23 protein-coding genes, 2 rRNA genes, 1 pseudogene and 1 riboswitch are annotated in these 26,917 nt (G+C 71.2%); of the genes and pseudogenes, 7 read left to right on the top strand and 19 right to left on the bottom strand.

The window, feature by feature from the left end:
• Positions 1–18: 18 nt before the first annotated feature.
• Positions 19–1,140, top strand: coding sequence for a DMT family transporter (locus ACIODU_RS14040; RefSeq protein ID WP_401767398.1), 1,122 nt, complete (start codon positions 19–21; stop codon positions 1,138–1,140).
• On the opposite strand, the gene ACIODU_RS14035 is transcribed toward ACIODU_RS14040, so the two are convergent.
• Positions 1,131–2,462, bottom strand: coding sequence for an aminotransferase class I/II-fold pyridoxal phosphate-dependent enzyme (locus ACIODU_RS14035; RefSeq protein WP_401767396.1), 1,332 nt, complete (start codon positions 2,460–2,462; stop codon positions 1,131–1,133). The two genes, ACIODU_RS14040 and ACIODU_RS14035, sit on opposite strands and share 10 nt — an antisense overlap.
• A 36-nt stretch (positions 2,463–2,498) precedes the next feature.
• Here ACIODU_RS14035 and ACIODU_RS14030 point away from each other — a divergent pair, with 36 nt between their 5' ends.
• Entirely contained in the window at positions 2,499–3,191 is a 693-nt protein-coding gene (locus tag ACIODU_RS14030; RefSeq protein WP_401767394.1) for a pyridoxamine 5'-phosphate oxidase family protein, read from the top strand.
• Between the two features lie 16 nt (positions 3,192–3,207).
• Here the strand turns inward: ACIODU_RS14030 and ACIODU_RS14025 are convergent, their stop codons facing one another.
• The 3 genes from ACIODU_RS14025 to ACIODU_RS14015 form a co-directional block, all read right to left on the bottom strand.
• Entirely contained in the window at positions 3,208–4,215 is a 1,008-nt protein-coding gene (locus ACIODU_RS14025; protein WP_401767393.1) for an EamA family transporter, read from the bottom strand.
• A gap of 40 nt (positions 4,216–4,255) precedes the next feature.
• A complete protein-coding gene (locus tag ACIODU_RS14020) occupies positions 4,256–4,798 on the bottom strand; it encodes a Clp protease N-terminal domain-containing protein (protein WP_401767391.1) in 543 nt (180 codons plus the stop codon).
• Between the two features lie 296 nt (positions 4,799–5,094).
• The gene (locus ACIODU_RS14015; protein WP_401767389.1) at positions 5,095–5,733 is read right to left on the bottom strand and encodes a PadR family transcriptional regulator; all 639 of its coding nucleotides are present in this window, start codon (positions 5,731–5,733) and stop codon (positions 5,095–5,097) included.
• A 132-nt stretch (positions 5,734–5,865) separates the two neighbouring features.
• Between ACIODU_RS14015 and ACIODU_RS14010 the strand changes: the two genes are divergently transcribed.
• Positions 5,866–6,699, top strand: coding sequence for a PhzF family phenazine biosynthesis protein (locus tag ACIODU_RS14010; RefSeq protein ID WP_356429690.1), 834 nt, complete (start codon positions 5,866–5,868; stop codon positions 6,697–6,699).
• A gap of 15 nt (positions 6,700–6,714) precedes the next feature.
• On the opposite strand, the gene ACIODU_RS14005 is transcribed toward ACIODU_RS14010, so the two are convergent.
• The gene (locus tag ACIODU_RS14005; RefSeq protein ID WP_161306662.1) at positions 6,715–7,494 is read right to left on the bottom strand and encodes a CPBP family intramembrane glutamic endopeptidase; all 780 of its coding nucleotides are present in this window, start codon (positions 7,492–7,494) and stop codon (positions 6,715–6,717) included.
• Positions 7,495–7,712: 218 nt separating this feature from the next.
• Here ACIODU_RS14005 and ACIODU_RS14000 point away from each other — a divergent pair, with 218 nt between their 5' ends.
• Complete coding sequence (locus ACIODU_RS14000; RefSeq protein WP_401767387.1) at positions 7,713–9,512, top strand: substrate-binding domain-containing protein; 1,800 nt, start codon at positions 7,713–7,715, stop codon at positions 9,510–9,512.
• A 5-nt stretch (positions 9,513–9,517) separates the two neighbouring features.
• Here the strand turns inward: ACIODU_RS14000 and ACIODU_RS13995 are convergent, their stop codons facing one another.
• Positions 9,518–11,041 carry a glutamate--cysteine ligase gene (locus ACIODU_RS13995; RefSeq protein WP_356429696.1) on the bottom strand — a complete coding sequence of 508 codons (1,524 nt, stop codon included), beginning with the start codon at positions 11,039–11,041 and terminating at the stop codon, positions 9,518–9,520.
• Between the two features lie 509 nt (positions 11,042–11,550).
• On the opposite strand from ACIODU_RS13995, the gene ACIODU_RS13990 reads away from it, so the two are divergent.
• Positions 11,551–12,159, top strand: coding sequence for a hypothetical protein (locus tag ACIODU_RS13990; protein WP_356429699.1), 609 nt, complete (start codon positions 11,551–11,553; stop codon positions 12,157–12,159).
• Between the two features lie 304 nt (positions 12,160–12,463).
• A complete protein-coding gene (locus tag ACIODU_RS13985) occupies positions 12,464–12,667 on the top strand; it encodes a DUF5999 family protein (RefSeq protein WP_356429727.1) in 204 nt (67 codons plus the stop codon).
• Positions 12,668–12,787: 120 nt separating this feature from the next.
• On the opposite strand, the gene gcvP is transcribed toward ACIODU_RS13985, so the two are convergent.
• Entirely contained in the window at positions 12,788–15,673 is a 2,886-nt protein-coding gene (gene gcvP / locus ACIODU_RS13980) for an aminomethyl-transferring glycine dehydrogenase (RefSeq protein ID WP_401767386.1), read from the bottom strand.
• A 174-nt stretch (positions 15,674–15,847) separates the two neighbouring features.
• Positions 15,848–15,945, bottom strand: a riboswitch (glycine riboswitch).
• Between the two features lie 129 nt (positions 15,946–16,074).
• On the opposite strand from gcvP, the pseudogene ACIODU_RS13975 reads away from it, so the two are divergent.
• A pseudogene (locus tag ACIODU_RS13975) lies at positions 16,075–16,470 on the top strand (PRC-barrel domain-containing protein); the annotation flags it as partial.
• Here the strand turns inward: ACIODU_RS13975 and ACIODU_RS13970 are convergent.
• The 12 genes from ACIODU_RS13970 to ACIODU_RS13915 all read right to left on the bottom strand — a co-directional run.
• Positions 16,368–18,032, bottom strand: a complete 1,665-nt coding sequence (locus tag ACIODU_RS13970; RefSeq protein ID WP_401767384.1) for a DNA polymerase IV — start codon at positions 18,030–18,032, stop codon at positions 16,368–16,370. The pseudogene ACIODU_RS13975 and the gene ACIODU_RS13970 sit on opposite strands and share 103 nt — an antisense overlap.
• 87 nt (positions 18,033–18,119) lie before the next feature.
• Entirely contained in the window at positions 18,120–18,689 is a 570-nt protein-coding gene (locus tag ACIODU_RS13965) for a MerR family transcriptional regulator (RefSeq protein WP_401767382.1), read from the bottom strand.
• Between the two features lie 203 nt (positions 18,690–18,892).
• Positions 18,893–19,366 (bottom strand): bifunctional nuclease family protein, encoded by a 474-nt coding sequence (locus tag ACIODU_RS13960; RefSeq protein ID WP_161308445.1) that lies wholly within the window; start codon positions 19,364–19,366, stop codon positions 18,893–18,895.
• A 53-nt stretch (positions 19,367–19,419) separates the two neighbouring features.
• Positions 19,420–20,154: a MerR family transcriptional regulator gene (locus ACIODU_RS13955; protein ID WP_356429708.1), complete on the bottom strand. Its 735-nt coding sequence runs from the start codon at positions 20,152–20,154 to the stop codon at positions 19,420–19,422.
• A gap of 16 nt (positions 20,155–20,170) precedes the next feature.
• Complete coding sequence (locus ACIODU_RS13950; protein ID WP_401767379.1) at positions 20,171–20,932, bottom strand: FHA domain-containing protein; 762 nt, start codon at positions 20,930–20,932, stop codon at positions 20,171–20,173.
• Between the two features lie 190 nt (positions 20,933–21,122).
• Complete coding sequence (locus ACIODU_RS13945; RefSeq protein ID WP_356429714.1) at positions 21,123–21,881, bottom strand: DUF881 domain-containing protein; 759 nt, start codon at positions 21,879–21,881, stop codon at positions 21,123–21,125.
• Positions 21,882–21,886: 5 nt separating this feature from the next.
• The gene (locus ACIODU_RS13940; RefSeq protein ID WP_023543062.1) at positions 21,887–22,219 is read right to left on the bottom strand and encodes a small basic family protein; all 333 of its coding nucleotides are present in this window, start codon (positions 22,217–22,219) and stop codon (positions 21,887–21,889) included.
• Positions 22,216–23,148, bottom strand: a complete 933-nt coding sequence (locus ACIODU_RS13935) for a DUF881 domain-containing protein (protein ID WP_356429717.1) — start codon at positions 23,146–23,148, stop codon at positions 22,216–22,218. Before ACIODU_RS13935 ends, ACIODU_RS13940 begins: the two co-directional genes overlap by 4 nt.
• A 127-nt stretch (positions 23,149–23,275) precedes the next feature.
• Positions 23,276–25,771: a mannose-1-phosphate guanyltransferase gene (locus tag ACIODU_RS13930; RefSeq protein ID WP_161306733.1), complete on the bottom strand. Its 2,496-nt coding sequence runs from the start codon at positions 25,769–25,771 to the stop codon at positions 23,276–23,278.
• 113 nt (positions 25,772–25,884) lie between these two features.
• Complete coding sequence (locus ACIODU_RS13925; RefSeq protein WP_161306734.1) at positions 25,885–26,493, bottom strand: CDP-alcohol phosphatidyltransferase family protein; 609 nt, start codon at positions 26,491–26,493, stop codon at positions 25,885–25,887.
• Positions 26,494–26,645: 152 nt separating this feature from the next.
• Positions 26,646–26,762 (bottom strand): 5S ribosomal RNA (gene rrf / locus ACIODU_RS13920).
• A gap of 81 nt (positions 26,763–26,843) precedes the next feature.
• Positions 26,844–26,917, bottom strand: a 23S ribosomal RNA gene (locus ACIODU_RS13915); the annotation flags it as partial.

Genomic DNA, 26,917 nt, shown 5'->3' with positions numbered 1-26,917 from the left:
CAGGTCATGGTGATGACCATGAGCACCGCCACCCCGCCCCGCCCCGCCGCCGCCTCCCTCCCGCACTCCTCCCCACCGGCCTCGGGGGGCACCCCGGTCGGGCCCGGCGGCTCCCCGGACACCCCGCGTGTGCGCCGCGTGATCGGCTGGCGCGTCCGGTTCGCGGCGCTCTCCCTCATCTGGGGTTTCAGCTTCCTGTTCATCAAGGTGGGCACCGACAGCTTCGCGCCGTTCCAAGTCACCTTCGGCCGCCTCCTGTTCGGTACGGCGGTCATCGCGATCGCCCTCGTGTGGAAGCGCGAACGGCTGCCCCGGGGCCTGCGCACCTGGGGCCATCTCGCCGTCGCGGCCTTCCTCCTGAACGCGCTGCCGTTCTCGCTCTTCGCGTACTCCGAGCTGACGATCCCCTCGACGCTCGCGGGCATCTGCAACGCGACCTCGCCCCTGTGGGGCATGCTGCTGTCGTTCGTCGCCCTGTCCGAGGACCGCCCCACCCGCCGCCGGGTGGCCGGAGTGGGCATCGGATTCCTCGGTGTGCTGACCGTCCTCGGCGCCTGGCAGGGGTTCTCCGGCCTCGACGTCACGGGTACGGCCATGGCCCTGCTGGCCTCGCTGAGCTACCCGGTCGGCTGGATCTACGTACGCCGCACCCTGGCCGGTGGCAGCCATTCGCATCTCTCGCTCACCGGTACGCAGTTGCTCCTCGCCACCGTGCAACTCGCCCTGGTAACGCCCCTGTTCACCTCCATGCCGACGTCGTTCCCGCTGTGGCCGCTGCTCGCGGTGGTGGTGCTCGGGGCGCTGGGGACCGGCCTGGCGATCCTGCTCCAGTACGGAGTCGTCGCCGAGGTCGGCCCGACGATCGGGGCGATGGTGACGTACTTCATCCCGGTCATCGCCACGGCCGCGGGGGTCACCCTCCTCGGCGAGCCGCTGAGCTGGAACACCCCGGTCGGCGCGGTGGTCATCCTGGCCGGTGCCGCCCTGACGCAGAGCAAGCCGTGGAAGTCCCGGAAGCGGGGAGGGAGCGGAGGCCGGACGGCCGAGGCGGACCCGACGGACACGACGGACCCGGCGACCGCACCGCAGCCGACACCCGCACCCGCGCAGGCACCGGCACCCACACCCGCTCAGCCGTAACTGCGCGCGGGCCCCGGTCCCGCCGCCGCGGCCAGCGCGTCCGCGAGCGACACGAGGTCGCCGTCCGTGAGCGCCGAGACCGTGACCCGTACCGCCGCCCGCGAAGCCACCCGGAAGCGCGCCCCCGGCGCGACCGCCCACCCCGCGCGCACCAGGCCCGTCACCGCGCTCGTCTCGTCGGCGACCGGCACCCAGATGTTCATGCCGCTGCGGCCCCTGGCCTCGACACCCCGTTCCGCCAGGGCCCGTACGAGCGCGTCGCGCCGTTCCCCGTACGCGCGCGACACCGCCCCGACGTCCACCGCGCCCGAGGTCCACAGCTCCACGACGGCCCGCTGGAGGAGGCGGCTGACCCAGCCGGGACCGAGCCGCTGCCGGCCCGTCACCCGGTCGATCGTCATGGCGTCGCCGGTCAGGACCGCGAGGCGCAGATCGGGCCCGTACGCCTTCGCGGTGGAGCGCACCAGCGCCCAGCTGTCGGTGGCCCCGGCGAGCGGGTGCAGGGGCAGGTCCACGAAGTGGTGGCCGTGGTCGTCCTCGATCACCAGCACCCCGGGGCGGGTGGCGAGCACCGCGCGCAACCGCGCCGCCCGGGCCGCGCTCACCGCCGCGCCCGTCGGATTCTGCGCGCGGTCGGTCACGACGACCGCGCGGACGCCGTCCCGCAGCGCCCGCTCCAGATCACCGGGCAGGGGCCCTTCGTCGTCCACCCCCACCGGCACGGGCCGCAACCCGAGCGCCGGCACGAGGTCCAGCAGGCTCCCCCAGCCCGGGTCCTCGACGGCGACGGCGTCACCTGGCCGGAGGTGGGCGGCGAGCACCCGCTCGATCGCGTCGAGCGAGCCGGAGGTGACGGCCACCGGCCCGTCGGGCACCCCGTCGGCGTCCAGTCCCGCGCGGGCGAGCCGCGCGAACTCCGCGTCGACGGCCGCCTGTCCGTACATCCCGGGCCGCTCCGCGTTGTGCCGCGCGGCGGCGGCGAGCGCGTCGTGCAGCGGCGGCAGCAGGGCCGGATCGGGGTTGCCCGCCGACACGTCCCGTACGCCCGGAGGCGCCTCGACGCGGATCGACCCACGGGCCGTACTGGCCGGGCGCGCCCGGACGCGGCTGCCCTTGCGGCCCGCCGTCTCGATCACCCCGCGCTCGCGCAGCGTGCGGTAGGCGGCCGCGACGGTGTTCGGATTGACCCCCAACTCCGTCGCCAACTCCCGCATGGGAGGCAGCAGTTGGCCCGGCACCAGCTCGCCGGAGCCGACCGCCCGCTCCACACTCGCCGAAATATCCGCCGCGCGCCGACCCTGGATCCGATACTCTCCTAGCACAAAGTCAACTATGCACTAGTGCAATGGAGGACGCAAATGCCGGAGAGCGCACCGGAATCCGCCCCGCCGGAGACCACCGCCGCCTACCGCCCCACCGAACGCACCGTCCCGACCCGCTCCCGCGAACGGGCCTCGTACGACCGGGAACTGGTCCACGCCATACTCGACGAGACGTACATCTGCCACCTCGGTTTTGTACGTGACGGCGCACCCGTCGTCCTGCCCACGCTCTACGGCCGGGTGGACGAGCGGCTGTACGTCCACGGCTCCACCGGCTCGCGTCCACTCCTGCTCGCGGGCGCCGCCGACCCCGGCCTCCCCGTCTGCCTGACGGTCACCCATGTCGACGGCCTCGTCCTGGCGCGCTCCGCCTTCCACCACTCGATCAACTACCGCTCCGTGGTGGTGCACGGCGTCGCCCGCCAGGTGACCGACCCCGACGAGCGGCGCACGGCTCTCGACGCGATCGTCGACCATGTGGTGCCCGGCCGCGCCGCCGACTCGCGCCCCGCCAACGCCAGGGAGCTGGCCGCGACCGCCGTGATCCGCCTCGACCTCGACGAGGTCTCCGCCAAGGTCCGTACGGGCGGCCCCAACGACGACGCCGAGGACCTGGCGCTCCCGTACTGGAGCGGGGTCGTCCCCGTCGTACGGGGTTACGGTCCGCCCGTACCGGCGGACGATCTCGACCCGGCCGTCGCCCTGCCCGGCTACCTCGCCGCCCCCTGAGCGACTGGCCCGGGACCTAGGCCGGGTGGCTCGTCTCTTCGAACGCCTCGTCGTGCGCCGGGACCGGAGCTTCCCCCAGAGACACCGCACCGCTCGACGGCGACCGGGGCGTCGAGGACTGCGCGATGAAGGCGCCGACCAGCACCACCGCGCCGCCGGCGATCTGCGGCGCGGACAGGTGTTCCCGCAGCAGCACCCACGCGAGACCGGTCGCGATGACCGCCTCCAGGCACGCGACCACCCCCGCGACCTGCGGCGAGAGCTTCCGTACGGACACCACACCGGTCGTGTACGCGAGCACGGTCGCGATCACCACGATCCAGCCCAGCAGGAGCGCCGCGGACACCTCGGTGCCGCCGAGGTCGGCCGTACCGCCGAGCACGGACCAGTCCATCTCCCACGGCCGGCCGACGGCGGTCAGCACGACGGTCCCGACGAGCAGTCCGTACGCGATCACCCCGAGCGGATCCGCCGTGTCTTCCGGGTCCTCCGTACCGCTCCCCTGGTCCGACAGTACGAAGTAACCGACCTGGCAGCAGGCCGCGGCGAGCGCGAGCAGGATCCCCACCGGATTGAAGCTCAACCCGGCCCAGACCTCGACCACACAGGCCAGGCCGCCCACCGCGAGCACGACCCCCACGGCGGCCGCGCGGGTGACGGGCCGCCGCTGCACGAAGCGGACCCAGAGCAGGACGAGGGCGGGGGCGAGGTATTCGACCAGCAGCGCGACGCCGACGGGGATACGGGAGAGCGCGGCGAAGTAGAAGGCCTGGACGCCGGCCACGGCCAGCAGCCCGAATCCGGCGAGCAGCGCGGGCCTGCGGCGGACGAGGTCGCGGTGGCGCCAGGCGACCGGAAGCATGAGCAGGGCCGCGCCGGCGACCCGCAGCCAGACCACCTGGAGGGGGTCGAGCCCCGCCTCGATGAGCGGCTTGGCCGCGACACCGGAACCACCGAACGCGAACGCCGACGCCAGGGCCAGGCCCAGTCCGACGCTCCTCCCCTGCCCCTGAGACGCGTGCATGGCGTCATCATGACAGGTCGCGTCAGGAGCTACCCACCGGTCACACCTGTCGTCCGCGCCGGCCCGCTCCGAGCAGCCGCGCCGACAGCAGCGGCACATCCACCCCGGCCCGTTCGAGCACGTCGACCGCCCTGCACGACCGGTCCGCCGCGAGCGCGGCGAGCAGGTCGAGCCCGGAGGCCCGGAGGTCACCGCGCCGGACGGCCCGCTCCAGCGCGTGGTTCATGGCGGTGACGGCGGGCGGGGACCAGCCGGTCACGGCGTCCTCCCGCAGGACCGGCACGGCGCCGGAGTCCTCGACCGTCCCCTGCCAGCGCAGCCCGTACCCGATGCTGCGCTGGACGAGATAGCCGAGCACCCGCGCCACCTGGGGCCCGTCGAAGGCGGCCCGCACCCCGGGGTCGGTCTCCAGCAGCGAGTGCAGGAGATGGGCCGTGTCGATCTGCGCGTCACCGTCGCGGTGGACCCTTCTGCGCGCGCCTGAGACGACCGACGCCAGCTCCACGGTGAGCCGGGCGTCCAGGTCGACGCCGGGACGGGTCGGTACGGGTTGCCGGGGCACGCGCGGGGTAGGGCTCTGCACTCTCTCACCTCATCAGCCGGCCCCCGGGTGAGGCATCCCCGGCGGGGGCCATCTTGGCGTCCCACGGAAGGTGGGCACATTGGGCCGGTTCCTCATCCTTGGGAATGAGATCGGACCCTCCTCACCCCGACAGGGGCGCGCTGCCTTGCGTCCGGATGTACGGGACGGTCACCCTGCCGACCGCGTGCGACCACGCCGTGGGACGGCACGCGACGGGGCCCCGCGGTCACGACCGCGGGGCCCCGTCTCCGTACAACCACTCTCCGTACAACGGCTCTCCGTACCACCGCTCTCCGTCAGTCCTCATCGGCGAGGATCAGATAGAGCTTCTTGCGTGCTTCGTTGGTGACCGCGAGGGCCTTCTGCCGCTGCTCGGGCGTGCCGGTCTTCCAGACCTGGGCGAACGCCTCCATCAGCCCGAAGCCGGCCTGCCGGATCTCGTTGACCGTCTCCCAGTCGACGCCGCGCCCGGCCTCTTCCCACGGAGCGTCGGGGCCTGTCTCGGCCTCCGCCTGTCCGCTCTCCGTGAGCGTGAACAGCTTCTTGCCGCCCTCGCTCCTGCTGGTGATGTGCCCCTCGTCCTCCAGCAACTGGAGGGTGGGATACACCGAGCCGGGGCTGGGCCGCCAGGCCCCGCCGCTGCGCTCGCCGATCTCCTGGATCATCTCGTAACCGTGCATGGGCCGGTCCTTCAGCAGCGCCAGGATCGAGGCGCGTACGTCACCACGCCGCGCCCTTCCCCGGCCACCGCCGCCACCGCGCCCCCGGCCTCCGCCGAAGGGACCGCCCCCGAAGGGACCCCCGCCGAACGGCGGGCCGAAGGGCCCGAAGGCGGCGCGCCGCCCCTCGAAACCTCCCCGGCCCCGCTCGCCGGGCCCACAGCGACCGGATCCCGGTCCGTGCTCATGTCCGTGTCCGTGTGCTTGTGAACGCATCTCTACGTTCCTCCTTCATCTATCGTTGATCTGTCGCGATACCCCAACGATATATCGGAAGCGTACGTTTGACAAACACCTTTTTTGTCCCCCCTCTCACCTGGTGCTTCGGCGATCCCCTACCGTCGGCGCATGCGGATCCGAATCGTCGACGCCTTCACCGACCGCCCCTTCGCCGGCAACCCCGCGGGGGTCCTGCTCCTGGACGCGGCGGAGTTTCCCGACGACGGGTGGCTGCTACGGGTGGCGGCGGAGGTCAATCTGTCGGAGACGGCCTTCGCGCATCCCCTGCCGGCCGGCGGCGACGCCGGGTGGGCGCTGCGGTGGTTCACCCCGGTCACCGAGGTCGATCTGTGCGGGCACGCCACCCTGGCCACGGCCCACGTGCTGCGCTCCACCGGCCGGGCGACGGGTCCCCTGCGCTTCGCCACGCGCTCGGGCGTCCTCGGCGCCACCGCGCACAAGGACGGGTCTCTGACGCTGGACTTCCCCACCTCGGCGCTGATCCCGGTGGCCGCCCCGGACGGCGTCGGCGCCGCGCTGAGTGCCGCGCTGGGCGCCGAGCCGCTGTCGGTGCACCGCACCTCGGAGCGGATCGGTGACCTGCTGGTGGAGCTGGCGGACGAGCGGACCGTACGCGGACTCGCCCCCGACCTCGGGCGGCTCGCCGCCCTCTCCCGGCGCGGCGTGGTGGTCACGGCCGCCGCGGCGGACCCGGCGGGCGGCTACGACTTCGTCTCGCGCGGCTTCTTCCCGGCCGTGGGGATCGACGAGGACCCGGTGACGGGCAGCGCGCACACGGCGCTCGCCCCGTTCTGGTCGGCGAGGCTGGGGCGCGCCGAGCTGACGGGTCTCCAGGGAGGTGCCCGTACGGGAGTGGTCCGCACGTCCCTGCGCGGCGACCGTACGCTGCTCACCGGCCACGCGGTCACGGTCATCGACGGCGAACTGCTCAGCGCGCCGTAGGTCGAGGGGAACCCCCTACGCCGTCGGCAGCCACCCCACCTTGCCCGCCAGCAGCGCGTATCCGACGAAGGCCCCGATGTCGAGCAGCGAGTGGGCCACCACCAGCGGCCCGACCCTCCCCCAGCGCCGGTAGAGGAGGACGAACACCACGCCCATCACCATGTTGCCGAGGAAGCCGCCGATCCCCTGGTACAGGTGGTACGAGCCACGCAGCACGGAACTCGCCACCAGCGCGGCCATCGGTGTCCACCCCAACTGCCCGAGGCGCCGCAGCAGATACCCGACGACGATGACCTCCTCCAGCACGGAGTTCTGCACCGCCGAGAGGATCAGTACCGGGAACTTCCACCACACGCCGGGCAGCGACTCCGGCACCACGGTCAGGTTGAAGCCCGACGCCTGGACCGCCAGGTAGAACGCGAGCCCCGCGCTCCCGATCCCCGCCGCCACGAGCGTGCCGCGCCCCAGGTCGGGGCCGGGCCGGGTGCGGTCAAAGCCGATGGCCCGCAGTCCGCTGCCCTCCCTGAGCAGGAAGTGCGCGACGAGGGCGACCGGCACCAGAGCGGTCGTGATGCCGAACAGCTGCCAGGCGAGATCGAGCCACGGCCGGCCCGGGGCCGCCGACGAGTTGAGCTGGGCCGCCTGGTCCCGGAGGGCACCGGGTTTTGTCACCGAGCCGACAAAACTGATCAGCGCCGACACACCACTCGCGCCGAGCGAGAGCGCCAGGACGAGCACCGTCTCGGACCGGAGGATCCGCCGGGGAGCGTCCTCCTCGGGAAAGGAACCGGCCACCTGATCCACGTCCGCCCGCACACCTGCCTCCAGTTGAGTATTCCCGCCTCGTGCCACGCGCCGTGCCGCTAGGGTCTCGAATGCAGGTACGAAGATCGCGCGCGACAGGCCGGGGGACGGTCGCCGTTCGGCGGCGAGGTACCCCTCTTCTACACCCATCGAGCCGCGCCCTTCGAGCCCACCCCTGTTCACCCCTCACGAAGGAGGGCGCCACCGCCATGGGACGTCACAGCTTGCCCGACGAGAGGGCGGCGGGTCCCGCCGGGCCCCGCTCGCCGCGCCGTCGCGGCGTCGCGATCGCCACCGCCCTCGTCCTGACGGTGGCGGCGGGGGCCGCCCTCGCGGTGCAGAGCGGCGCGCTCTCCTTCGCCGAGGCCTGCGGGTACGTTCCGGTACGGCTGCGGATGGTGGCCTCGCCCGACATCGCGCCGGCGCTGCGGGCCATCGCCGACCGCGCCCGCGCGGACAAGGTGACCTCCGACGGGCGCTGTCTGGACATCCGGGTCGTCGCGCGCGAGAACTACCGGGTCGCGAGCGCCCTCGCGCGTGGCTCCGAGACCCCGGACTTCGAGGTCTGGGTGCCGGACTCCGGCGTGTGGGTGGACCGCGCCGAGAGCGTCGGGGACGCCGCGTCGCTGACCCCGGCCGGCAACGTGGCCCTCTCCCCGGTCACACTGGCCGCGGTGCCGACGGCCGCCGCGTCCCTCGGCTGGCCCAGGAAGACGTACACCTGGGCGGGGCTGACCACGGCCGCGGCCGAGCGGGACCAGCGGCTCCTGGGGGCGGCCGACCCGGCGCGCAGCGCGACCGGCCTGCTGGCGCTCACCAGCATCGCCGGGTCGTCCCGCGACAGCGGCCCGGGCGGCGACACCAGGGCCGCCGCCACCGCGAAGCTCCTGTCGCAGCGGGTCTCCGACTCCGACCTCCAGGTGCTCAGGACGCTGGCCGAGGACGACTCGGGCGCGGAGAAGGGCAACCCCCGCCGCAACGAGGCGGTCCTGCTCTCCGAACAGGCCGCGTTCGTCCACAACTCGGGGAGCAACGGCGCCGCGAATCTCCAGCTCTTCTATCCCACGGACGGCGCGCCCGCGCTCGACTACCCGTACAACCTGGTCGACGAGTCCGAGCTGACCACCGACGAGAGCCGTGCCGCCATGCGGTTCATGGCCCTGCTCACCGACGACGCGTCGTACCGGACGCTGGAGGACCACGGCTTCCGGGCGGGGGCGGCGGACACGCCGGTGAAGGCCGCGCTGGTCCGTACGGCGGGCGGGCGCGCGCCCCAGCCGTACGACACGGACGACTCCAGGCCCCCGACGGCGGAGGAGGTCCGGCGGACGCTGGGCCTGTGGACCGTGACGGTGCAGAGCGCCCGGCTGACGACGGTCGTGGACGCGTCGGGCTCGATGGAGGCGCCGGTGCCCGGGCGCGGCGGCCAGAGCCGGATGGACGTCACCAAGGCGTCGCTGCTCCAGGCGCTGGCGCAGTTCACGCCCGAGGACGAGATCGGGCTGTGGAAGTTCGCGACCCGGCTGGACGGCGCCAAGGACTACCGCGAGGTGGAGGAGACGGCCCGGCTCGGTGACGCGGCCAAGGGGGGCGGTACGCACCGCGAGGAGTTGTCGGACGCCTTCTCCGCCCTCGAACCGGTCCCCGACGGCGACACCGGTCTGTACGACACGACGCTGGCGGCCTTCAAGGACGCCCAGGCCTCGTACGTGAAGGGCAAGTTCAACGCCGTCGTCCTGCTGACGGACGGCACCAACAAGGACGACCGCGGCATTTCGCGTGCCGCGCTGATCGCCCGGTTGCGCACGCTCACCGATCCCGCCCGCCCTGTCGCGCTGATCGGCATCGCGATCGGCCCGGACGCGGACCGGGCGGCGGTGCACCAGATAGCCCGGGCCACGGGCGGCGCGGGCTACGAGGTGAGCGATCCGGGCGACATCCAGGCGGTGATCCTCCAGGCGATCATGGCGGTCGGCGAGGAGGAGGGGGAGGAGGGGCAGGAGCCGTAAGCCGGTCAGGCCCGGTCACCGGCCCCCGGCGCGGACAGCCCGGCCGGCCAGGTGTGCACCGGCTCCCCCCGGTGCATCAGCTCGCTGTAGCGCCGGGTGGTGGCGGCCAGCGCGGCCTCCCGCCCCAGCCCCTCCTCCCGCGCCCGGTGGTAGGTGTCCACCTGCCACGAGGCGCCGTTCACCCGCAGCCTGCACCGCTCCTCGATGACCCCGAGGTAGAAGTCGCGGTCCGCCGGCTCGACCTGCCACGCGTCGAGACCGGCCGCCGCGAGCGGCAGCAGTTCGTCCCGTACGAGCTTCACGGCCGGCACGGTGGTGATCCCGGTCCCCCGGCCCGGCCGGGGCCACCGCAGCTCCGCGTCGATGCCGTGCCGGCAGGCGGTCTCGAAGTTGGCGGCCGCCGTCTCGAACGGCAGCCGCTTCCACACCGGCCTCGTGTCGTCGGCGAGCGCGCGCACCAGCCCGTAGTAGAACGCGGCGTTGGCGATCACATCCGTCACCGTCGGGCCCGCGGGCAGGACGCGGTTCTCCACCCTCAGATGCGGCACGCCGTCCGCGACCTCGTACACCGGCCGGTTCCAGCGGTAGACCGTGCCGTTGTGGAGCGCCAGCTCCGCCAGGTCGGGCACTCCGCCGTCGTCCAGCGTCCGCAGCGGGTCCTCGTCGTCGCAGATCGGCAACAGGGGAGGGAAGTAACGCAAATTCTCCGCGAACAGGTCGTACGCGGAATCGATCCACCGCTCGCCGAACCACGTCCGCGGCCGCACGCCCTGCGCCGCGAGTTCCGGCGGCCTGACATCCGTCGCCTGGAGGAACAGCGGCGGCCTGGATTCCCGCCACAACTCCCGCCCGAATAGGAACGGGGCATTGGCACCCAGTGCCACTTGAACCGACGTGATGGCCTGCGCGGCGTTCCACACGCCCGCGAATCGCTCGGGTGTGACCTGGAGATGCAGCTGTACGGAGGTGCAGGCGGCCTCCGGGGTGATGGACGCGGACCGGCAGGTGAGACGCTCCACCCCCTCGATGTCCAGGGCGAAGTCCTCGCCCCTGGCCGCGACCATCTGGTCGTTGAGGAGCGTGTAGCGGCCGACGTCGGAGAGATTCGCCGAGACCGTGTCGTCCTGGGTGAGGGTCGGCAGAATACCGATCATCACAATGCCCGCGTCGACCTCGTCCGCTTTGCGGTGGGCATATCCGAGGCCGGCCCGCAGTTCTTCGGCCAACTGGTCGAGAACACGTCCCTCCAGCCGGTGGGGAGCTATATTCACTTCCAGGTTGAACATACCGAGTTCGGTCTGGAAATCACCGCTCGCGATGCGTTCGAGCACCTCGCCATTCATCATCCGCGGCATCCCGTCCGATCCCGCGAGATTGAGCTCGATCTCCAGTCCCATCAGATTTTTGGGCCGGTCGAACCTCTTCTCCGCCAGGAGCCGCCCCAGTACCGCCAGGCACTGCTGCAACTTTCTGCGGTATTTCTGCCGATCGGACAGAGCGAACCCGTCCGCCTCGACCTTCTCCCCCATCGAAGCGTCCCTCCTCCAGTGGGCAGCCCCGGGCTCCGGCCGCTCGCGTCACGGTCGATAATGCCCAGACTCTGTGATCCGTAACGCCCCCTCACCCTCCGGGCAACGGGTAGAGTGAAGAGTGGAGGCACGCGGCACATTCCATTGGCATGAGTGGCGCACGGGCTGAGCGGGATTGTCGACGGGATGTCATCTTCCCCGCGACTTCACCGCGACCGGTTTCGGCCGTCCACAGTCGGCCAATCCTCCCAGGCCAGCCACCCGCGTTCCGCGTTTATCCAAGAAAACGCACCCGGAAGACGGACCTGATTGTGCCTTGCCCGCAATATTGGCGACAGCTAGAAGAAACATGGTGTGAACACGTGTCGTATAACATCCGTGTACGAGGCAGAGAGGCGCCGCCCGGCTCACGGCCCCAGGCCACCCTCTGACCACGCACGCTGACACCGACGTCCGCACCCGCACGACCTCACGCACCACCCTGTCTCCTGAGTGAGAGGCAACCCACCATGCCGCTGCATGTCCCCCCGGCCCCCGCACCCGCCCTTCGCAGCGTTCTCGCGGCACTCGGTTCCCCCACCGCCGTTCGCGAGGCCCGCACACCCGCCCTGCGGTCCGTCCAGGGACCGCTGAGCCCCGAGTTCCCCCTTCCGCTCCATGTGCTGGACCAGGTCGCTCCGAAAGGCCGTGCGGTGCCCCCGGCGGGTCGTGCGCCCCGGACGAGACTGGTCGGCTGGCGCTTCCTGATCCGCAACGGCGACCGCGCCGTGGCCGCCGCCGACACCATGCTGACCGCCGACGGCTGGGCGTTCTCGCGCTTCTTCGAGGGCCCCTACCTCGCCTCCACGGAACGTGCGCTGCGCCAGGCCGAGACGCTGGGGACGGCGTACCAGCCCCGGCTCCTCTCGGTGCCCGAGCTCTACATGATCACCCTGTGGCTGCACAGCGACACGGAGGCGGACGCGTCCGAGGGTTCTCCCTCGCCCGCCGACATCCTGGTGCCGCTCGCGCCCGCCCCGCCGGGCATCGCCCCGCACCGTCCGCACCGCGTCGCCGAGTTGCTGCCGATGATCGGGCTGAGACTGGCTCCGGCCCCGCTGCTCCGTACCCCCGCCTGACCTGCGTACCACTCCTGCGAAGCCCCGCGATCCGGCCGGTCGCGGGGCTTCGTGCGTGCCGGTCCGGACCTGCTCCCCCGCCGATCACCGGCGTCCGCACCCGAACCGGCCCGCCCGGCGGACAAGTTGAACCGAACCGTCCGGCCGGGTGACGCGTCCCTGCACAGAAGGAAGTGCTGCCGTGAAATACCTGCGGATCGCCGTCCGTGGGGCAACACTGGGACCGGACCAACAGATACGGGGGGCGGCCATGACCACATCGAGCCGCAGGACACTCACCACGACGCAGCGAAAGAACCCAGCCATGTGCCAGCACCAGCCCGTGTGCCCGACCGCCGACTCCGCCGACCGGGACGCCGCCCGCCTGACGGCCCACCATCCGGAACAGGGCTGGAGCCTGCTGTGCAACGGCGTTCTGGTCTTCGAGGACACCGGTGAACTGCTGCCGGACGGCAAGATCATCGCGCCGCACCGCCCGCGCGACGAGGCGGCGGTGACGGCGGCCTAACCGGCCGCCGGGCAGCGGCTCGCCCGGCACCGCGCGCCACCGGTACGACAGGGGCCGGCCCGGAGGCGTTCCTCCGCACCGGCCCCGGGGCAGGCCCCGTCGTCCCCGACGGTCGCGCTGTCAGTGGTCGTACGCGTCCAGCGGCGGGCAGGAGCAGACCAGGTTGCGGTCGCCGTACGCGTCGTCGATACGGCGGACCGGCGGCCAGTACTTGTCCGCGGCCGAGACACCGGCCGGGAAGACCGCCTCGGCGCGGGTGTACGGGTGGTCCCACTCCCCGCCGAGCGCCGACGCCGTGTGCGGCGCGTTCCGCAGCGGGTTGTCGTCCGCGGGCCACTCGCCCGACGCGACCTTCTCGACCTCGGCGCGGATCGCGATCATCGCCTCGCAGAACCGGTCCAGTTCGCCCAGGTCCTCGCTCTCGGTCGGCTCGATCATCAGCGTGCCGGCCACGGGGAACGACATCGTCGGCGCGTGGAAGCCGTAGTCGATCAGCCGCTTGGCGATGTCGCTGACACTGACGCCCGTCGCCTTCGACAGCGGGCGCAGGTCCACGATGCACTCGTGGGCGACCAGGCCGTTGGGGCCGGTGTAGAGCACCGGGTAGTGCGGCTCCAGGCGCTTGGCGATGTAGTTGGCCGCGAGCACCGCGACCTGCGTCGCGCGCTTGAGGCCCTCGCCGCCCATCAGCCGTACGTACGCCCAGGAGATCGGCAGTATGCCCGCCGAGCCCCAGGGAGCCGCGGAGACCGGACCCACACCCGTCGCGGGTCCGGCGGCCGGCTGGAGGGGGTGGTTGGGCAGGTACGGGGCGAGGTGGGACCGTACGCCGACGGGACCGACGCCGGGGCCGCCGCCGCCGTGCGGGATGCAGAACGTCTTGTGCAGGTTCAGGTGGGAGACGTCCGAGCCGAACTTGCCCGGCTTGGCCAGCCCCACCAGCGCGTTGAGGTTGGCGCCGTCCACGTAGACCTGGCCGCCCGCGTCGTGCACGGCGGCGCAGATGTCGCTGATGTGCTCCTCGAACACCCCGTGGGTGGAGGGGTAGGTGACCATCAGGACGGCCAGCTCGGCGCCGTGCCGCTCGATCTTGGCGTGCAGGTCCTCGACGTCGACGTCACCGTCCTCGCGGGTCTTGACGACGACGACCTTCATGCCGGCCATGACCGCACTCGCGGCGTTCGTGCCGTGCGCGGAGGACGGGATCAGGCAGACGGTGCGCTGCGTGTCGCCGTTGGCGCGGTGGTACGCCCGTACGGCGAGCAGCCCGGCCAGCTCGCCCTGGGAACCGGCGTTGGGCTGGAGGGACACCGCGTCGTACCCGGTGACCTCGGCGAGCCGTTCCTCCAGCTCCCTGATGAGCGTCAGGTAGCCCTCGGCCTGCTCGGCCGGGGCGAAGGGGTGCAGGGCGGCGAACTCCGGCCAGGTGACCGATTCCATCTCCGTGGTGGCGTTCAGCTTCATGGTGCAGGAGCCGAGCGGGATCATGCCGCGGTCCAGCGCGTAGTCGCGGTCGGAGAGCTTGCGCAGGTAGCGCAGCATCGCCGTCTCGGAGCGGTGCTGGTGGAAGACGGGATGGGTCAGGATGTCGTCGCTCCGCAGCAGCGTCGCGGGCAGCGCGTCGCCGGCGGTCGCGTCCAGCGCCTCGATGTCGGCGTCGACGCCGAACGCCGCCCACACGGCGGTCAGCTGGGCGCGCCCGGTGGTCTCGTCACAGGCGACGGAGACGTGGTCGGCGTCGGCCTGGTACAGGTTGACGCCGTGCTCACGGGCGGCGGCGGTGACCTCGGCGGCCCGGCCGGGGACGCGGACGGTCACCGTGTCGAAGTACGCGCCGTGCACGACCTCCGCGCCGCCGGCCCGCAGCCCCTCGGCGAGCAGCGTCGCGTAGCGGTGGGTGCGCCGGGCGATGCCCCGCAGACCGTCGGGCCCGTGGTAGACCGCGTACATGCCCGCCATGACGGCGAGCAGGACCTGCGCGGTGCAGATGTTGCTGGTGGCCTTCTCGCGGCGGATGTGCTGCTCGCGGGTCTGGAGGGCCAGCCGGTACGCCTTGTCGCCGTCGGCGTCCACGGACACCCCGACGAGCCGGCCCGGCAGGGTGCGCGCGAACGTGTCCCGTACGGCCATGAATCCGGCGTGCGGTCCGCCGAAGCCCATCGGGACGCCGAAGCGCTGGGTGGTGCCGACGGCGATGTCCGCGCCCAGTTCGCCGGGCGAGGTGAGGAGCGTCAGCGCGAGCAGGTCGGCGGCGACGGTGACGAGGGCGCCCAGCTCGTGCGCCCGCTCGACGACCGGCCTGATGTCCCGTACGGCCCCGGAGGCGCCGGGGTACTGGAGCAGCACGCCGAAGACACCGCGCTCGGCGACGTCGGCCGGGATGCCGTCGGTGAGGTCCGCGACGACGACCTCGACGCCGGTCGGTTCGGCGCGGGTCCTGATCACGGCGATCGTCTGGGGCAGGGTGTCGGCGTCGATCAGGAAAACACCGTCCTTGACCTTGCCTGCGCGGCGGGAGAGGGCCATCGCCTCGGCGGCGGCCGTGCCCTCGTCCAGCAGGGAGGCGCCGGAGGTCGGCAGCCCCGTCAGGTCGGCGACCATCGTCTGGAAGTTCAGGAGGGCTTCGAGGCGGCCCTGGGAGATCTCCGGCTGGTACGGCGTGTACGCGGTGTACCAGGCCGGGTTCTCCATGACGTTGCGCAGGATCACCGGCGGGGTGAACGTGCCGTAGTAGCCGAGACCGATCATCGGGGCGAGAACCGTGTTGCGGTCGGCGAGGGAGCGCAGCTCCGCCAGCACCTCGGCCTCGGTACGGGCCCCGGGCAGCCGCAGCGCCTCCGCGCTCTTGATCACGTCGGGCACCGCGGCGGCGGTCAGCTCGTCCAGCGAGCCGTAGCCGACCTGCGCGAGCATCTTCGCCTGGGCCGCCACGTCGGGCCCGATGTGGCGCTGCTCGAAGGGAACGCCACTCTCCAGCCGGGAGAGCGGAATGCGGTGGTCGGTCATGTGGGAGGCCTCCTGGTCGTCACGACCTGCGAGGGGCACCAAGGCGCGGGTGCCCGGACGGCCTCCCCCTCTGTCATCTGACCTGAGAGCTTCACCGGGCGCCAGGGGGCCGCCCGGCTTTCACCGTCGGTGAGGACGGACGCCGTCGACGCCCGCCCTGCTTTCCAGAGTGACCTCGTCCGTGCGGTACGGGGGCCTGAGAGATTCCGGGGAGGATTTGCTCCTTCGGCGCCTCCGGCGATCTCTCCGGAGGACTCTCCCGCACAGGGTCAGCAGCCGTGTGCCAGCCTACCAGCGAGGCCCCGCGCAGGGCTTTTCGAGTGGCCGACAGGCCAAATCTGCACTTTTCTTATGAGTGGAGCGACGGGTCTTCCCCGCTTGTGCGACCAGTTGGAGGGACCGTGGAGAACGACATCGATCCGCGCAGCCTGATCGGCCGCAAGGCGTTCGACCGCGATGGCCACAAGATCGGCACGGTGGACGAGGTGTATCTGGACGACGCCACGGGGGTGCCCGAGTGGGCGGCCGTCCGCACCGGGATCTTCAGCCGGGACGCGTTCGTCCCCCTCGCGCCGAGCACGCTGGAGGAGGAGACGCTCCGGATTCCCTTCGAGCGTTCGCTGATCAAGGACGCGCCCGACTTCGGCGTCGGCAGGCACCTCTCGCCCGAGCAGGAGCTCCAGCTCTACCGGCACTACGGCCTGGCCCTGCCGGAACCGGGGCCGCCCGAGCGCCCCGCCTCGCTGTCCGACCGGGACGCCGAGCGTGACTTCGGGCGGGTCGCCGGCCAGGACGACGGATCCCGCTCCGGCGGCCCCGGCCCGTCCTGAGTCGCCTCCCCCTCCTGAGCCGCCTCACCGCCCCCGGCCGGTCCTCCGGTCAGGGGCAGCGGGTCCGACAGCTCCAGCTCGGGATCGTCCACCCAGAACGTCCGCACCCGCCCCGGCGCGGACCACGGCACCTCGAACCGTACGGTGACCCGGCGCAGCCCGCTGCCCTGCACCCAGCCCGCGCCGAACGCGGCGTGGCGCACGTCGTGCCCGGCCGGAAAGCGCCGGTCGGCGGGCAGGCCCGGATTCCCCGGCGCCTCCTGGGCGGCCGGTACGCCCCCGGTGGGCGCCGCGTGCCCGTCCGCCGCCCCGAGTGCCCGGGAGGCGTCGGCGCGCTCCTCCCCGGCCTTCTCAGCGCCCTTCCCGGAGCCCTGCCCGGGCGCCGGCGTGGACGCGGCGACGTGGGCCACCTCCGCCGCCCGGTCCGCAGCCGCCTTGTCCGCCGCCAGCCGGTCCGCCGCCGCCTGCGCGAACAGGTCCTCCTGCGTGTAGTCCGCGAGCCCGCTGACCCCCACCCCCAACAGCCGTACCCCGCCCGTGGTGTCCACCGACTCCAGCAGCCGCCCCGCCGCCTCCCGCACCACACCCGGGTCGTCCGTCGGCCCGCGCAGCGTCTCCGAGCGGGTCAGCGTGGAGAAGTCGTACCGCCGGACCTTGAGCACGACCGTCCGCCCCGAGTGCCCGGCCGCCCGCAGCCGCTGGACGCACCGGTCCGCCAGCCGGTCCACCTCCGCCCGCACCCGCATCCGGTCGTGCAGATCGACGTCGAAGGTGTCCTCCACGGAGACGGACTTGGTCTCCCGCTCGGCCACCACGGGCCGGTCGTCGTGCCCGCCCGCCATCCGGAACAGCGACGCCCCGTGCGACTTCCCCAGCAGCCGTACGAGCTCGTCCTCACCGGCCTCCGCCAGATCCGCCACGGTGGTCATCCCGGCCCGCCGCAGGTGCTCCCCCGTCGCCGGACCGACCCCGGGCAGAGTCCGTACGGTCATCGGCCCCAGGAGCGCCCGTTCGGTCCCCGGCTCGACGATGACCAAGCCGTCCGGCTTGGCCTGCTCCGAGGCGATCTTCGCCAGCATCTTGGACCCCGCGAGCCCCACCGACCCGGTGAGCCCCGTGGTCGCGCGGATCTCCCGCCGCAACCGCTCACCGGCCGCCCGCGCGGAGGCCGTGTCGTGGGCCGAGCCGCCCGCCTCCAGGTCCACGAACGCCTCGTCCAGGCTCAGCGGCTCCACCAGCGGCGACAGCCGCCCCAGCAGCTCCATCACCTGCTCGCTGATCGCCCGGTAGACGGTGAAGCGCGGGACGAGATACGCGGCGTTCGGCGCGAGCCGTCTCGCCTGCGCCATCGGCATCGCCGAGTGCACCCCGAACCGCCGCGCTTCGTAGGAGGCCGTGGAGACCACCCCGCGCGGTCCCAGACCCCCCACCACCACGGGCTTTCCACGCAGACTCGGCTTCGCCGCCTGCTCCGCCGCGGCGAAGAAGGCGTCCATGTCCAGATGCAGGACGGTCGGGGCGGCTCTCACACCCCCGATGGTCCCTCACACCACTGACAATCGGCCGGTACGGCGAGGGAACGGGCCCGGTCCCGCGTGCACGGAGCCTCGCGCGGCTCAGACCGCGCGGTCCCTGCGCCGCCTGGCCAGTTCGTCGGCGGGGTTGTTCCCCACCAGCGTCTCGCCCGTGTCGATCCGCTCGCCGTGCAGCTGCGACAGGGCGGCCTCGACGTCCCGCCACACCACCCCGACCGCGATCCCGAAGATCCCCTGACCGCCCTGGAGCAGCGTGACGACCTCGTCCGGCGACGAGCACTCGTAGACCGTGGCGCCGTCGCTCATCAGCGTCATCCGCTCAAGATCCTGGACGCCCCGGGTCCGCAGGTGCCGCACGGCCGCCCTGATGTTCTGGAGCGCGACCCCGGTGTCCAGGAACCGCTTCACGATCTTGAGGACGACCACGTCACGGAAGCTGTAGAGCCGCTGCGCCCCGGAGCCGTACGCCGCGCGCACGCTGGGCTCCACGAGCCCCGTACGCGCCCAGTAGTCCAACTGGCGGTACGTGATCCCCGCCGCGGCACACGCGGTCGGTCCTCGGTATCCGACCGTCTCGGTACCGGGGTCGGCCGCCTCGCTCCGCAGCGGGAACGCCCCGCCCACCGCCGTACCGTCGCCGCTGCTTCTCACGCCGACCTCCGTCCTTGACCTGCCCTCAACGACGGTAGGGAGTCACTCGGGGTGCGTCAACGATCGCCGCACTCGCCACGCCGAGTGATAATCACCTTGAGAGTGGTTTCGCGTGTCCCGGTCCCGGGAAGGGCTGACCGAATGTGCCGCCGGTGCTGTCCGGAGGCGGGTCCGCCTCCGGCCGTCAGGCACTCACCGGCCACTCACTGGCTGTTGGTCCCGAAGTCCTCGGGAGAGATCTGGTCGAGGAATTCGCGGAACTTCTCCACCTCGTCCTCCTGCTCGTCCGGGATGGCGATCCCCGCGTCGTCCAGGACGCCGTCACTGCCGTAGATCGGCGTGCCGGTGCGCAGCGCGAGCGCTATGGCGTCGGACGGCCTGGCGCTCACCTCGACCCCGCTGGCGAAGACCAGCTCCGCGTAGAAGACACCTTCCCTGAGGTCCGTGATGCGGACCTCGGTCAGCTCCTGGCCCACGGCCTCAAGGACGTCCTTGAAGAGGTCATGGGTCAGCGGCCTGGCAGGGGTCATGCCCTGCTGGGCGAAGGCGATGGCGGTGGCCTCCCCCGGCCCGATCCAGATGGGAAGGTACCGATCGCCTCCCACTTCACGCAGGAGCACGATCGGTTGGTTGGAGGGCATTTCCACCCGGACACCCACAACGTCGAGCTCGTTCACACAGCAACCCTAGGACGCGAGCGACCGGTTTGGGTAGTCGGACTCCCCCATGATCAGTACGGATGTGCTCCGAGAGCCGTCCGGAACAGTGCCGCGTGCAGCTTCACCGAGAGGGTCGCCAGCTCCCTCGTGGTGGCCTCCGCATGGGCTCTGGTCTGCGGGTTACGGTGCCGGCGCAGCGGTGCGACCACCTGCTCGACCATCCCCGCCTCGCGCTGGGCCGCCGCTCTCATGATCCGCAGATGCCGTGGTTCCAGTCCGAATCTTCCGAGATCCGTGACCAGTTTCGCCACGGTCACGGACTCGGCGTCGTACCCGCCGTCCGGCATCGGAGTGATCAGGCCGTACGACTCCCACTCGTCCAGCGCGCTCGCGTCGGCCCCGGAGGCGGCCAGCAGCTCCTCACGCCCGATCCTGGCGGCGGTCCGCGGCGCGGGCCCGGTCTCCGCCCCGGCGCGCCGCTGGCGCTGCTGGGACGGCAGGGGGACACGCTCGCCCCGGCCGAGGGCGTCGAGATGCTCCCGGATGGCTTTCAGCGGGAGGTAGTGGTCCCGCTGCATCCGCAGCACCTGGGTCAGCCGCTCCACGTCCTGGGGCCCGAACTTCCGGTACCCGGACGAGGTGCGGCGCGGCTCGACCAGGCCCTCCGCCTCCAGGAAGCGGATCTTGGACATGGTGACCTCGGGGAACTCGACCCGCAGCCGGCCGAGCACCGCACCGATGCTCAGCAGAGTGTCGCCCGAGGGGGCGGTGCCGTGACCGGCACCGCCCGTGGGTGTTCGCAGCATGGACCTTTCCTGAAAGTCACACGCCCCGCTGGCTCGCGTAGAAGACCAGCCGGTACTTGCCGATCTGAACCTCGTCGCCGTTCGACAGCAGGACCGAGTCGATCCGCTCGCGATTGACGTACGTGCCGTTCAGGCTGCCCACGTCCGAGACGGTGAAGCGGCCGTCGGCACCCCTGCGGAAGTCCACATGGCGGCGGGAGACGGTCACGTCGTCGAGGAAGATGTCGCTCTGCGGGTGACGTCCGGCCGTCGTCAGCTCGCTGTCCAGGAGGAAGCGGCTGCCCGAGTTGGGCCCCCTGCGCACCACGAGGAGCGCCGAACCCAGCGGGAGGGCGTCCACGGCGGCCTGGGCCTCCGGGGAGAGGGACGGCACGGCCGTCTGGCCCGTGACCTCCGAGTCGTACGCCTCGAGGCCGGAGATGGAGATGGTGGAGGTCGTCTCCGAGGCGCGCTCGGCGGGCACCCCGGCCCGCAGCGGCGCTCCGCAGTTGGAGCAGAACCGACTTGCCTCCGCGTTGCGGTGGCCACACCTCGTACAGACCGGCAAGGCAGACCCTCCACCCGTGGTCGAGGCCGATGGTTCACCGAAACCTATGCGGCCCTGACCGGCGGGGTCAACAGACGACGCGCCTCCGGCGGCGCCGTCACCCACCTGGTCACGGAAGAGCGGGCGGTCGCCGCTCGACTCCTCGCTCCCGCCGTGCCGCGCCGCACGGTGACGGGAACCCCCGCCGTCCTCGCGTGCGCTCTTGCCGAACAACTTCCCAAACAACTTCACGGGCGATTCCCCTTGACCGATACAGACCCGCCCGTGGGGCAGGACGAACCCTGAATGAACACACCTGCCGACCCGGACATCTTGACAACGTCCGTATCCACCGGACAGTTTCCACCACTCACCACACTGTTCGTGCGCCGACCCCCCGCAACGTCATGCCCGCGGCCGCTTGCCGCCATGCGCCCCCGCCTCACTGCGCCGACGACCGAGCGTAGTCAGGGCTCCGCGCCGGTCGCAAGGCATTGACAATGATCTTCTCAGCCCTGGCCACCGTGGCCGTGGCCTGCTCCTTCTCCAGTGTCTGCACCACCCCGCCCGGGATGTTGAGGGCGGGCTCCAGGTCCTGGGGCTTGCCGATGACCTTGAAACGGTACGGCGCGGTGACCCGTTTCCCGTCCACCTGGATGTCACCTCCCGTACCCGAGAAGTAGGTGTTCGCAACCACCCGGACGTCATTGATCTGGATCGCCTCCGCGCCCGCGGCCCGCAACTCCTGGATCGTGTCGAGCAGCATGTCGGGCTCGACGGTGTCGCTGCCGTCCGCGACGGTCAGCGTGATCCCGGGTCCCTCGGCGGCGACGGTGCCCGCCAGGATGCCGAGCTGCTGTTCCTTCTCCCGCGTCTGCCTGCGGGCCTCCTCGGCCTGGTCCGAGCTGGTCTCCAACTCGGTGCGCTGGTCGTCGAGGCTCTGCTTCTCGTCCTCCAGCCGCTGGGTGCGGTCGTCCAGTTCGTCGAGGATCCGCACGAGGTCCTCCTGGCGGGCCCCGCGCAGCGCGCTGTCGTCGTTGTTCGACCGCACCTGGATGGCGAGCCCCAGACCGAGCCCGAACAGCAGCACGGCGACGATGAGTTGGGCCCGGGTCACCCGGGGCGGCCACAGCCCCGCCGCGAGCCGCTGACGGCCGGTGAGCCGCCGGGGCTCCCTGTCTGTCCCTCCCTGGTCGCTCATCGGCGTCACGCCCGGAAGACGTGCCGGCGGATCGCGGCCGCGTTGGAGAAGATCCGGATGCCGAAGACGACGACGACACCGGTCGACAACTGGGCGCCCACACCGAGCTTGTCGCCGAGGAACACGATCAGCGCGGCCACCACGACGTTCGACAGGAAGGAGACGACGAAGACCTTGTCCACGAAGATCCCGTCGAGCATGGCCCGCAGGCCGCCGAAGACCGCGTCCAGGGCCGCCACGACGGCGATCGGCAGATAGGGCTCGACCACCGCCGGCACTTCGGGCCGGACCAACAGTCCGACCACGACTCCCACGACGAGGCCCAGTACGGCGATCACGATGTGCCCTTCCCTGTGTCGGCCGCGTCCTGCCCGTTACCCTTCCCGGGGGCGGCGGCCTTCGGCTTTGCTGTACGTACGATCAGGCTCGGCGCGGCGGGGAGACGCACCTCGCTCCGGACCGAGATGTTCGTCCTGATGTCGAAGTTCTCCTGAAGCGCGTGCAGGTACTGCCCGTCGGCGCTGTCCTGGAACGCGGTGCTCAACTTCTTCCCGTCGCCCACCGCGAGCACGGTGTACGGGGGCACCAGCGGCCTGTTGTCGACCAGTATGGCGTCACCCGCCGCCCTGATCGCCGAAAGGGACGTCAGGCGCTGGTCGTTGATGGCGATGGCCTCCGCACCGGACTCCCAGAGGCCGTTGACGACCCGCTGCATGTCCCGGTCCCGCACCCGGCCCGTGTCGGCGAAACTGGCGCTCTCCCGGGGTCCGCCGCCCCCGCCCTGCTCGCTGTCCTTCGCGTCGTCCACGACCAGCCTCAGGCCCTGTCCCCGGACGGCGGTCGCGCCGGACAGCAGGTCGACCAGCTCGGCGTGGGCACCGCTCGGCCGGCGCAGCGCGGCACGCTGCCGTTCGCCGACCTCGTCCCGGAGCTTCTCGACGTCACGCTCCAGGGCGTCCGCCGCCGAAGTCTCGTCGTGGATGCGGTCGATGAGCTCGTCGCGTTCCTTGGCCACCACCGGGGCGGAGATCCGCGCCTGGGCCGCGCCCACGGTGACCACCAGCGCGGCCAGCACCAGGCCCGCCGCGAGCCACAGTCTGGCCCTGAGCGTACGGGGCAGTTGACCGCCCGCGGCGTCCCTGCGGGCCGCCGCCTCCGCGTACCCCTCGTCGAGGCCGTGGTCCATCACGTTGTTCAGCAGCGACATGGACGCATCGGGACGCGCGCGTGGCGTGCCGGTGCTCCGAATGGGGGACTGCTGCGACATGCCGCACATCGTCGCACGTCGCCGGTAGTGCTGAAGAACCGGCCGGGCGGACCGTTAACGGCCCGCCCGGCGGTCACACTGATCAGTGAGGTGGAACGGTGCGGTTGACGCGTGCGGTTGACGGGTCCTAGTGACCCGCGCCGTCGACCACCGACGACCACTCGTCGAGCAGGGCCTGGGCCGACGCGTCGTCGGGTCCCTCCGCCCACAGATGGGTGACGGCCTCGGACGGGTCGGGCAGGACCATCACCCAGCGCCCGTCGGTCTCCACGACCCGGACCCCGTCCGTCGTGTCCACCTGCCGGTCTCCGGCCGCCTCCACGACGCTGCGCATCACGAGTCCCTTGACGGCCCAGGGGGTCGCCAGATCGCGGCGCAGCACATGGGCTCGCGGTATGCGGGCGTCGATCTGGCTCAGCGTCAGCTGCGTACGCGCCACCAGGCCGATGAGGCGCACGAACGCCGCCGTACCGTCCAGGACACTGCTGAACTCCGGCACGATGAAGGCACCACGCCCGTCACCGCCGAAGATCGTGGTCTCCTCCCGGCCGACCCGTGTCAGGTCGTCCGGCGAGGTGGTCGTCCACTCCACCTGCGTGCCGTGGTACGCGGCGACCTGCTCGGCGATCCTGGTGGTGGTCACCGGCAGTGCCACCCGGCCGCTGCGGCGCTCCGCGGCGACCAGGTCGAGCAGCACCAGCAGGGCCCGGTCGTCCTCGATGATCCGGCCCCGCTCGTCGACCAGCGACAGCCGCTCGCCGACCGGGTCGAACCGCACACCGAACGCGGCCCGCGCGGACGCCACGATCTCGCCGAGCCTGACCAGCCCGGAACGGCGGGATTCGGCCGTCTCCGTCGGCCGCGACTCGTCGAGCCCCGGGTTGATGGTCAGCGCGTCGACGCCGAGCCGTCCGAGCAGGCTGGGCAGGACGAGGCCGGCGCTTCCGTTGGACGCGTCGACCACGACCTTGAGCCCGGCCTCCGCGATGCCCGTCGTGTCGACGTTGCGGAGGAGGGACCCCGTGTACGAGTCGAAGACGCTGGCCGGGAAGTGCAGGTCCCCGATCTCTCCCGGGAACGCGCGGCGGTACTCCTGCCGGGCGTAGATGCGGTCCAGCTTGCGCTGACCGGCCTGGGAGAGGTCGGCGCCCCGCTCGTCGAAGAACATGATGTCCACGGAGTCGGGGACGCCGGGGGACGTACGGATCATGATGCCGCCGGCGCTGCCCCTGGCGGTCTGCTGCCGGGCGACGGGCAGCGGTACGTTCTCCAGGTCGCGTACGTCGATGGCGCTGGACTGGAGCGAAGAGATCACGGCCCGCTTGAGGGCGCGCGCACCTCGGGAGTGGTCACGGGCCGTGGTGACGGTGGACCCCTTCTTCAGGGTCGTCGCGTACGCCCCCGCCAGCCGTACGGCCAGCTCCGGCGTGATCTCGACGTTCAGGATCCCGGAGACACCGCGGGCGCCGAAGAGATTCGCCTGTCCTCGGGACTCCCAGATCACCGACGTGTTGACGAACGCGCCGGCCTCGATGGTCTTGAACGGGTAGACCCGTACGTTGCCCTGGATGATCGATTCTTCGCCGACGAGGCATTCGTCGCCGATGACCGCGCCGTCCTCGATCCGCGCGGCCCGCATGATGTCCGTGTTCTTGCCGACGACACAGCCGCGGAGATTGCTGTGCTGGCCGATGTAGACGTTGTCGTGGACGACGGCTCTGTGGAGGAACGCGCCGGTCTTCACGACCACGTTGGATCCGAGGACGGTGTGCTCGCGCAGCTCGACGTCGGCTTCGACCTTGGCGTAGTCGCCGATGTACAGCGGCCCGCGCAGCACGGCGTCGGGGTGGACCTCGGCGCCCTCGGCCACCCATACGCCGGGGGAGATCTCGAAGCCGTCGATGTCGACGTCGACCTTGCCTTCGAGGACGTCGGCCTGGGCCTTCACATAGCTTTCGTGCGTGCCGACGTCTTCCCAGTAGCCCTCGGCGATATAGCCGTAGATGGGCTTGCCTTCCTTCATGAGCTGAGGGAAGACGTCCCCGGACCAGTCGACCGAGACATCGGCCTCGACATAGTTGAAGACCTCGGGCTCCATCACGTAGATGCCCGTGTTCACGGTGTCGGAGAAGACCTGTCCCCAGGTGGGCTTCTCCAGGAACCGCTCGACCTTTCCTTCCTCGTCCACGATCGTGATACCGAATTCCAGAGGATTCGGCACACGGGTCAGGCACACCGTCACCAGTGCGCCCTTTTCCTTGTGGAAAGCGATGAGGTCGGTCAGGTCGAAGTCGGTGAGGGCGTCACCGGAAATGACGAGGAAGGCGTCGTCCTTGAGTGCCTCTTCGGCATTCTTGACGCTTCCCGCCGTTCCCAGGGGCTTCTCCTCGTTGGCGTAGGTGAGTTCCATGCCGAGCTCTTCGCCGTCGCCGAAATAGTTCTTGACGAGAGAGGCGAGAAACTGCACGGTCACGACGGTCTCGCTGAGCCCATGGCGCTTGAGCAGGCGAAGCACATGCTCCATGATCGGCCGGTTCACCACCGGCAGGAGCGGCTTGGGCATGCTTGAGGTCATGGGGCGAAGTCGAGTTCCTTCGCCACCGGCCATCACGACGGCCTTCATGTCGGAAGCGTCCTCCTTGAAGAGACGATCTCGCCGACCGAACCCGTCCGGACAGGCCTCTAGGCGTGTGAGCCGCAGGCCGGGCGACTCTGCGCGGCACGGCGTCGACGAGCTCAATCGGCCACTGTGTCCGCCCGGACGAGCCGGCGGACCTGGACCACATACAGGATCCCTGCCCACCAATACAGAGTTGTACCCCATCCGGCGAACGCCCATCCGAAAACTTCGGCGAGCGAGGCAAGCCAACCGCTCCGGTCGCTCAGCAGCAGGAGCGGGAAGGCGTACATCAAGTTGAAGGTAGCCGCCTTCCCGAGAAAGTTCACCTGGGGAGGCGGATAGCCGTGCCTCCGGAGGATTCCCACCATCACCAGAAGCATCAGCTCACGGGCCAAAAGCGCCGCTGTCAGCCAGAGCGGCAGGATCTCGCGCCAGGTGAGGCCAACCAGGGTGGAAAGGATGTAGAGCCGGTCCGCGGCGGGGTCCAGCAGCCGTCCCAGGCTGCTGATCTGGTTCCACCGGCGGGCCAGCTTGCCGTCGAGGTAGTCACTGACGCCGCTGAGGGCCAGGACCAGCAGGGCCCAGCCGTCGCTGTTCGGACCGCCGAACTCGGGGCGGAGAATCAGCCACAGGAAGACCGGCACACCGACGAGGCGGGCCATGCTGAGGATGTTGGGGATGGTGAGGACCCGGTCCGTCTGAACGCGGGTCTCCTGGACCTCCACCCGGGGGCCTCCTGTGTGGAATGTGCCAATGATGCCTCCTGGACCCTACCCTCAGCCCGGGCCGGCGGACGCCAGGGGGGTCCCGCACATTGATCCGGAACGCAGGAATGCCCTGTACCAGAAGGTACAGGGCATTCCCACGATCAAAGATTGTTCGGCGGCGTCCTACTCTCCCACAGGGTCCCCCCTGCAGTACCATCGGCGCTACGAGGCTTAGCTTCCGGGTTCGGAATGTAACCGGGCGTTTCCCTCACGCAATGACCACCGAAACACTATGAAGATATCCGAAAAGCTGGATGACAACACGGCTCTTCGTTACTTCAGAACTAACACAGTGGACGCGAGCAACTGAGGACAAGCCCTCGGCCTATTAGTACCAGTCAGCTTCAACCGTTACCGGTCTTCCACATCTGGCCTATCAACC

This window comes from Streptomyces sp. NPDC088261 (assembly GCF_044740805.1).
In the GTDB taxonomy this organism is placed as follows: Bacteria; Actinomycetota; Actinomycetes; order Streptomycetales; family Streptomycetaceae; genus Streptomyces.
The sequence above is the reverse complement of the archived record's forward strand: the minus strand, read 5'-3'. Positions and strand labels throughout refer to the sequence as shown.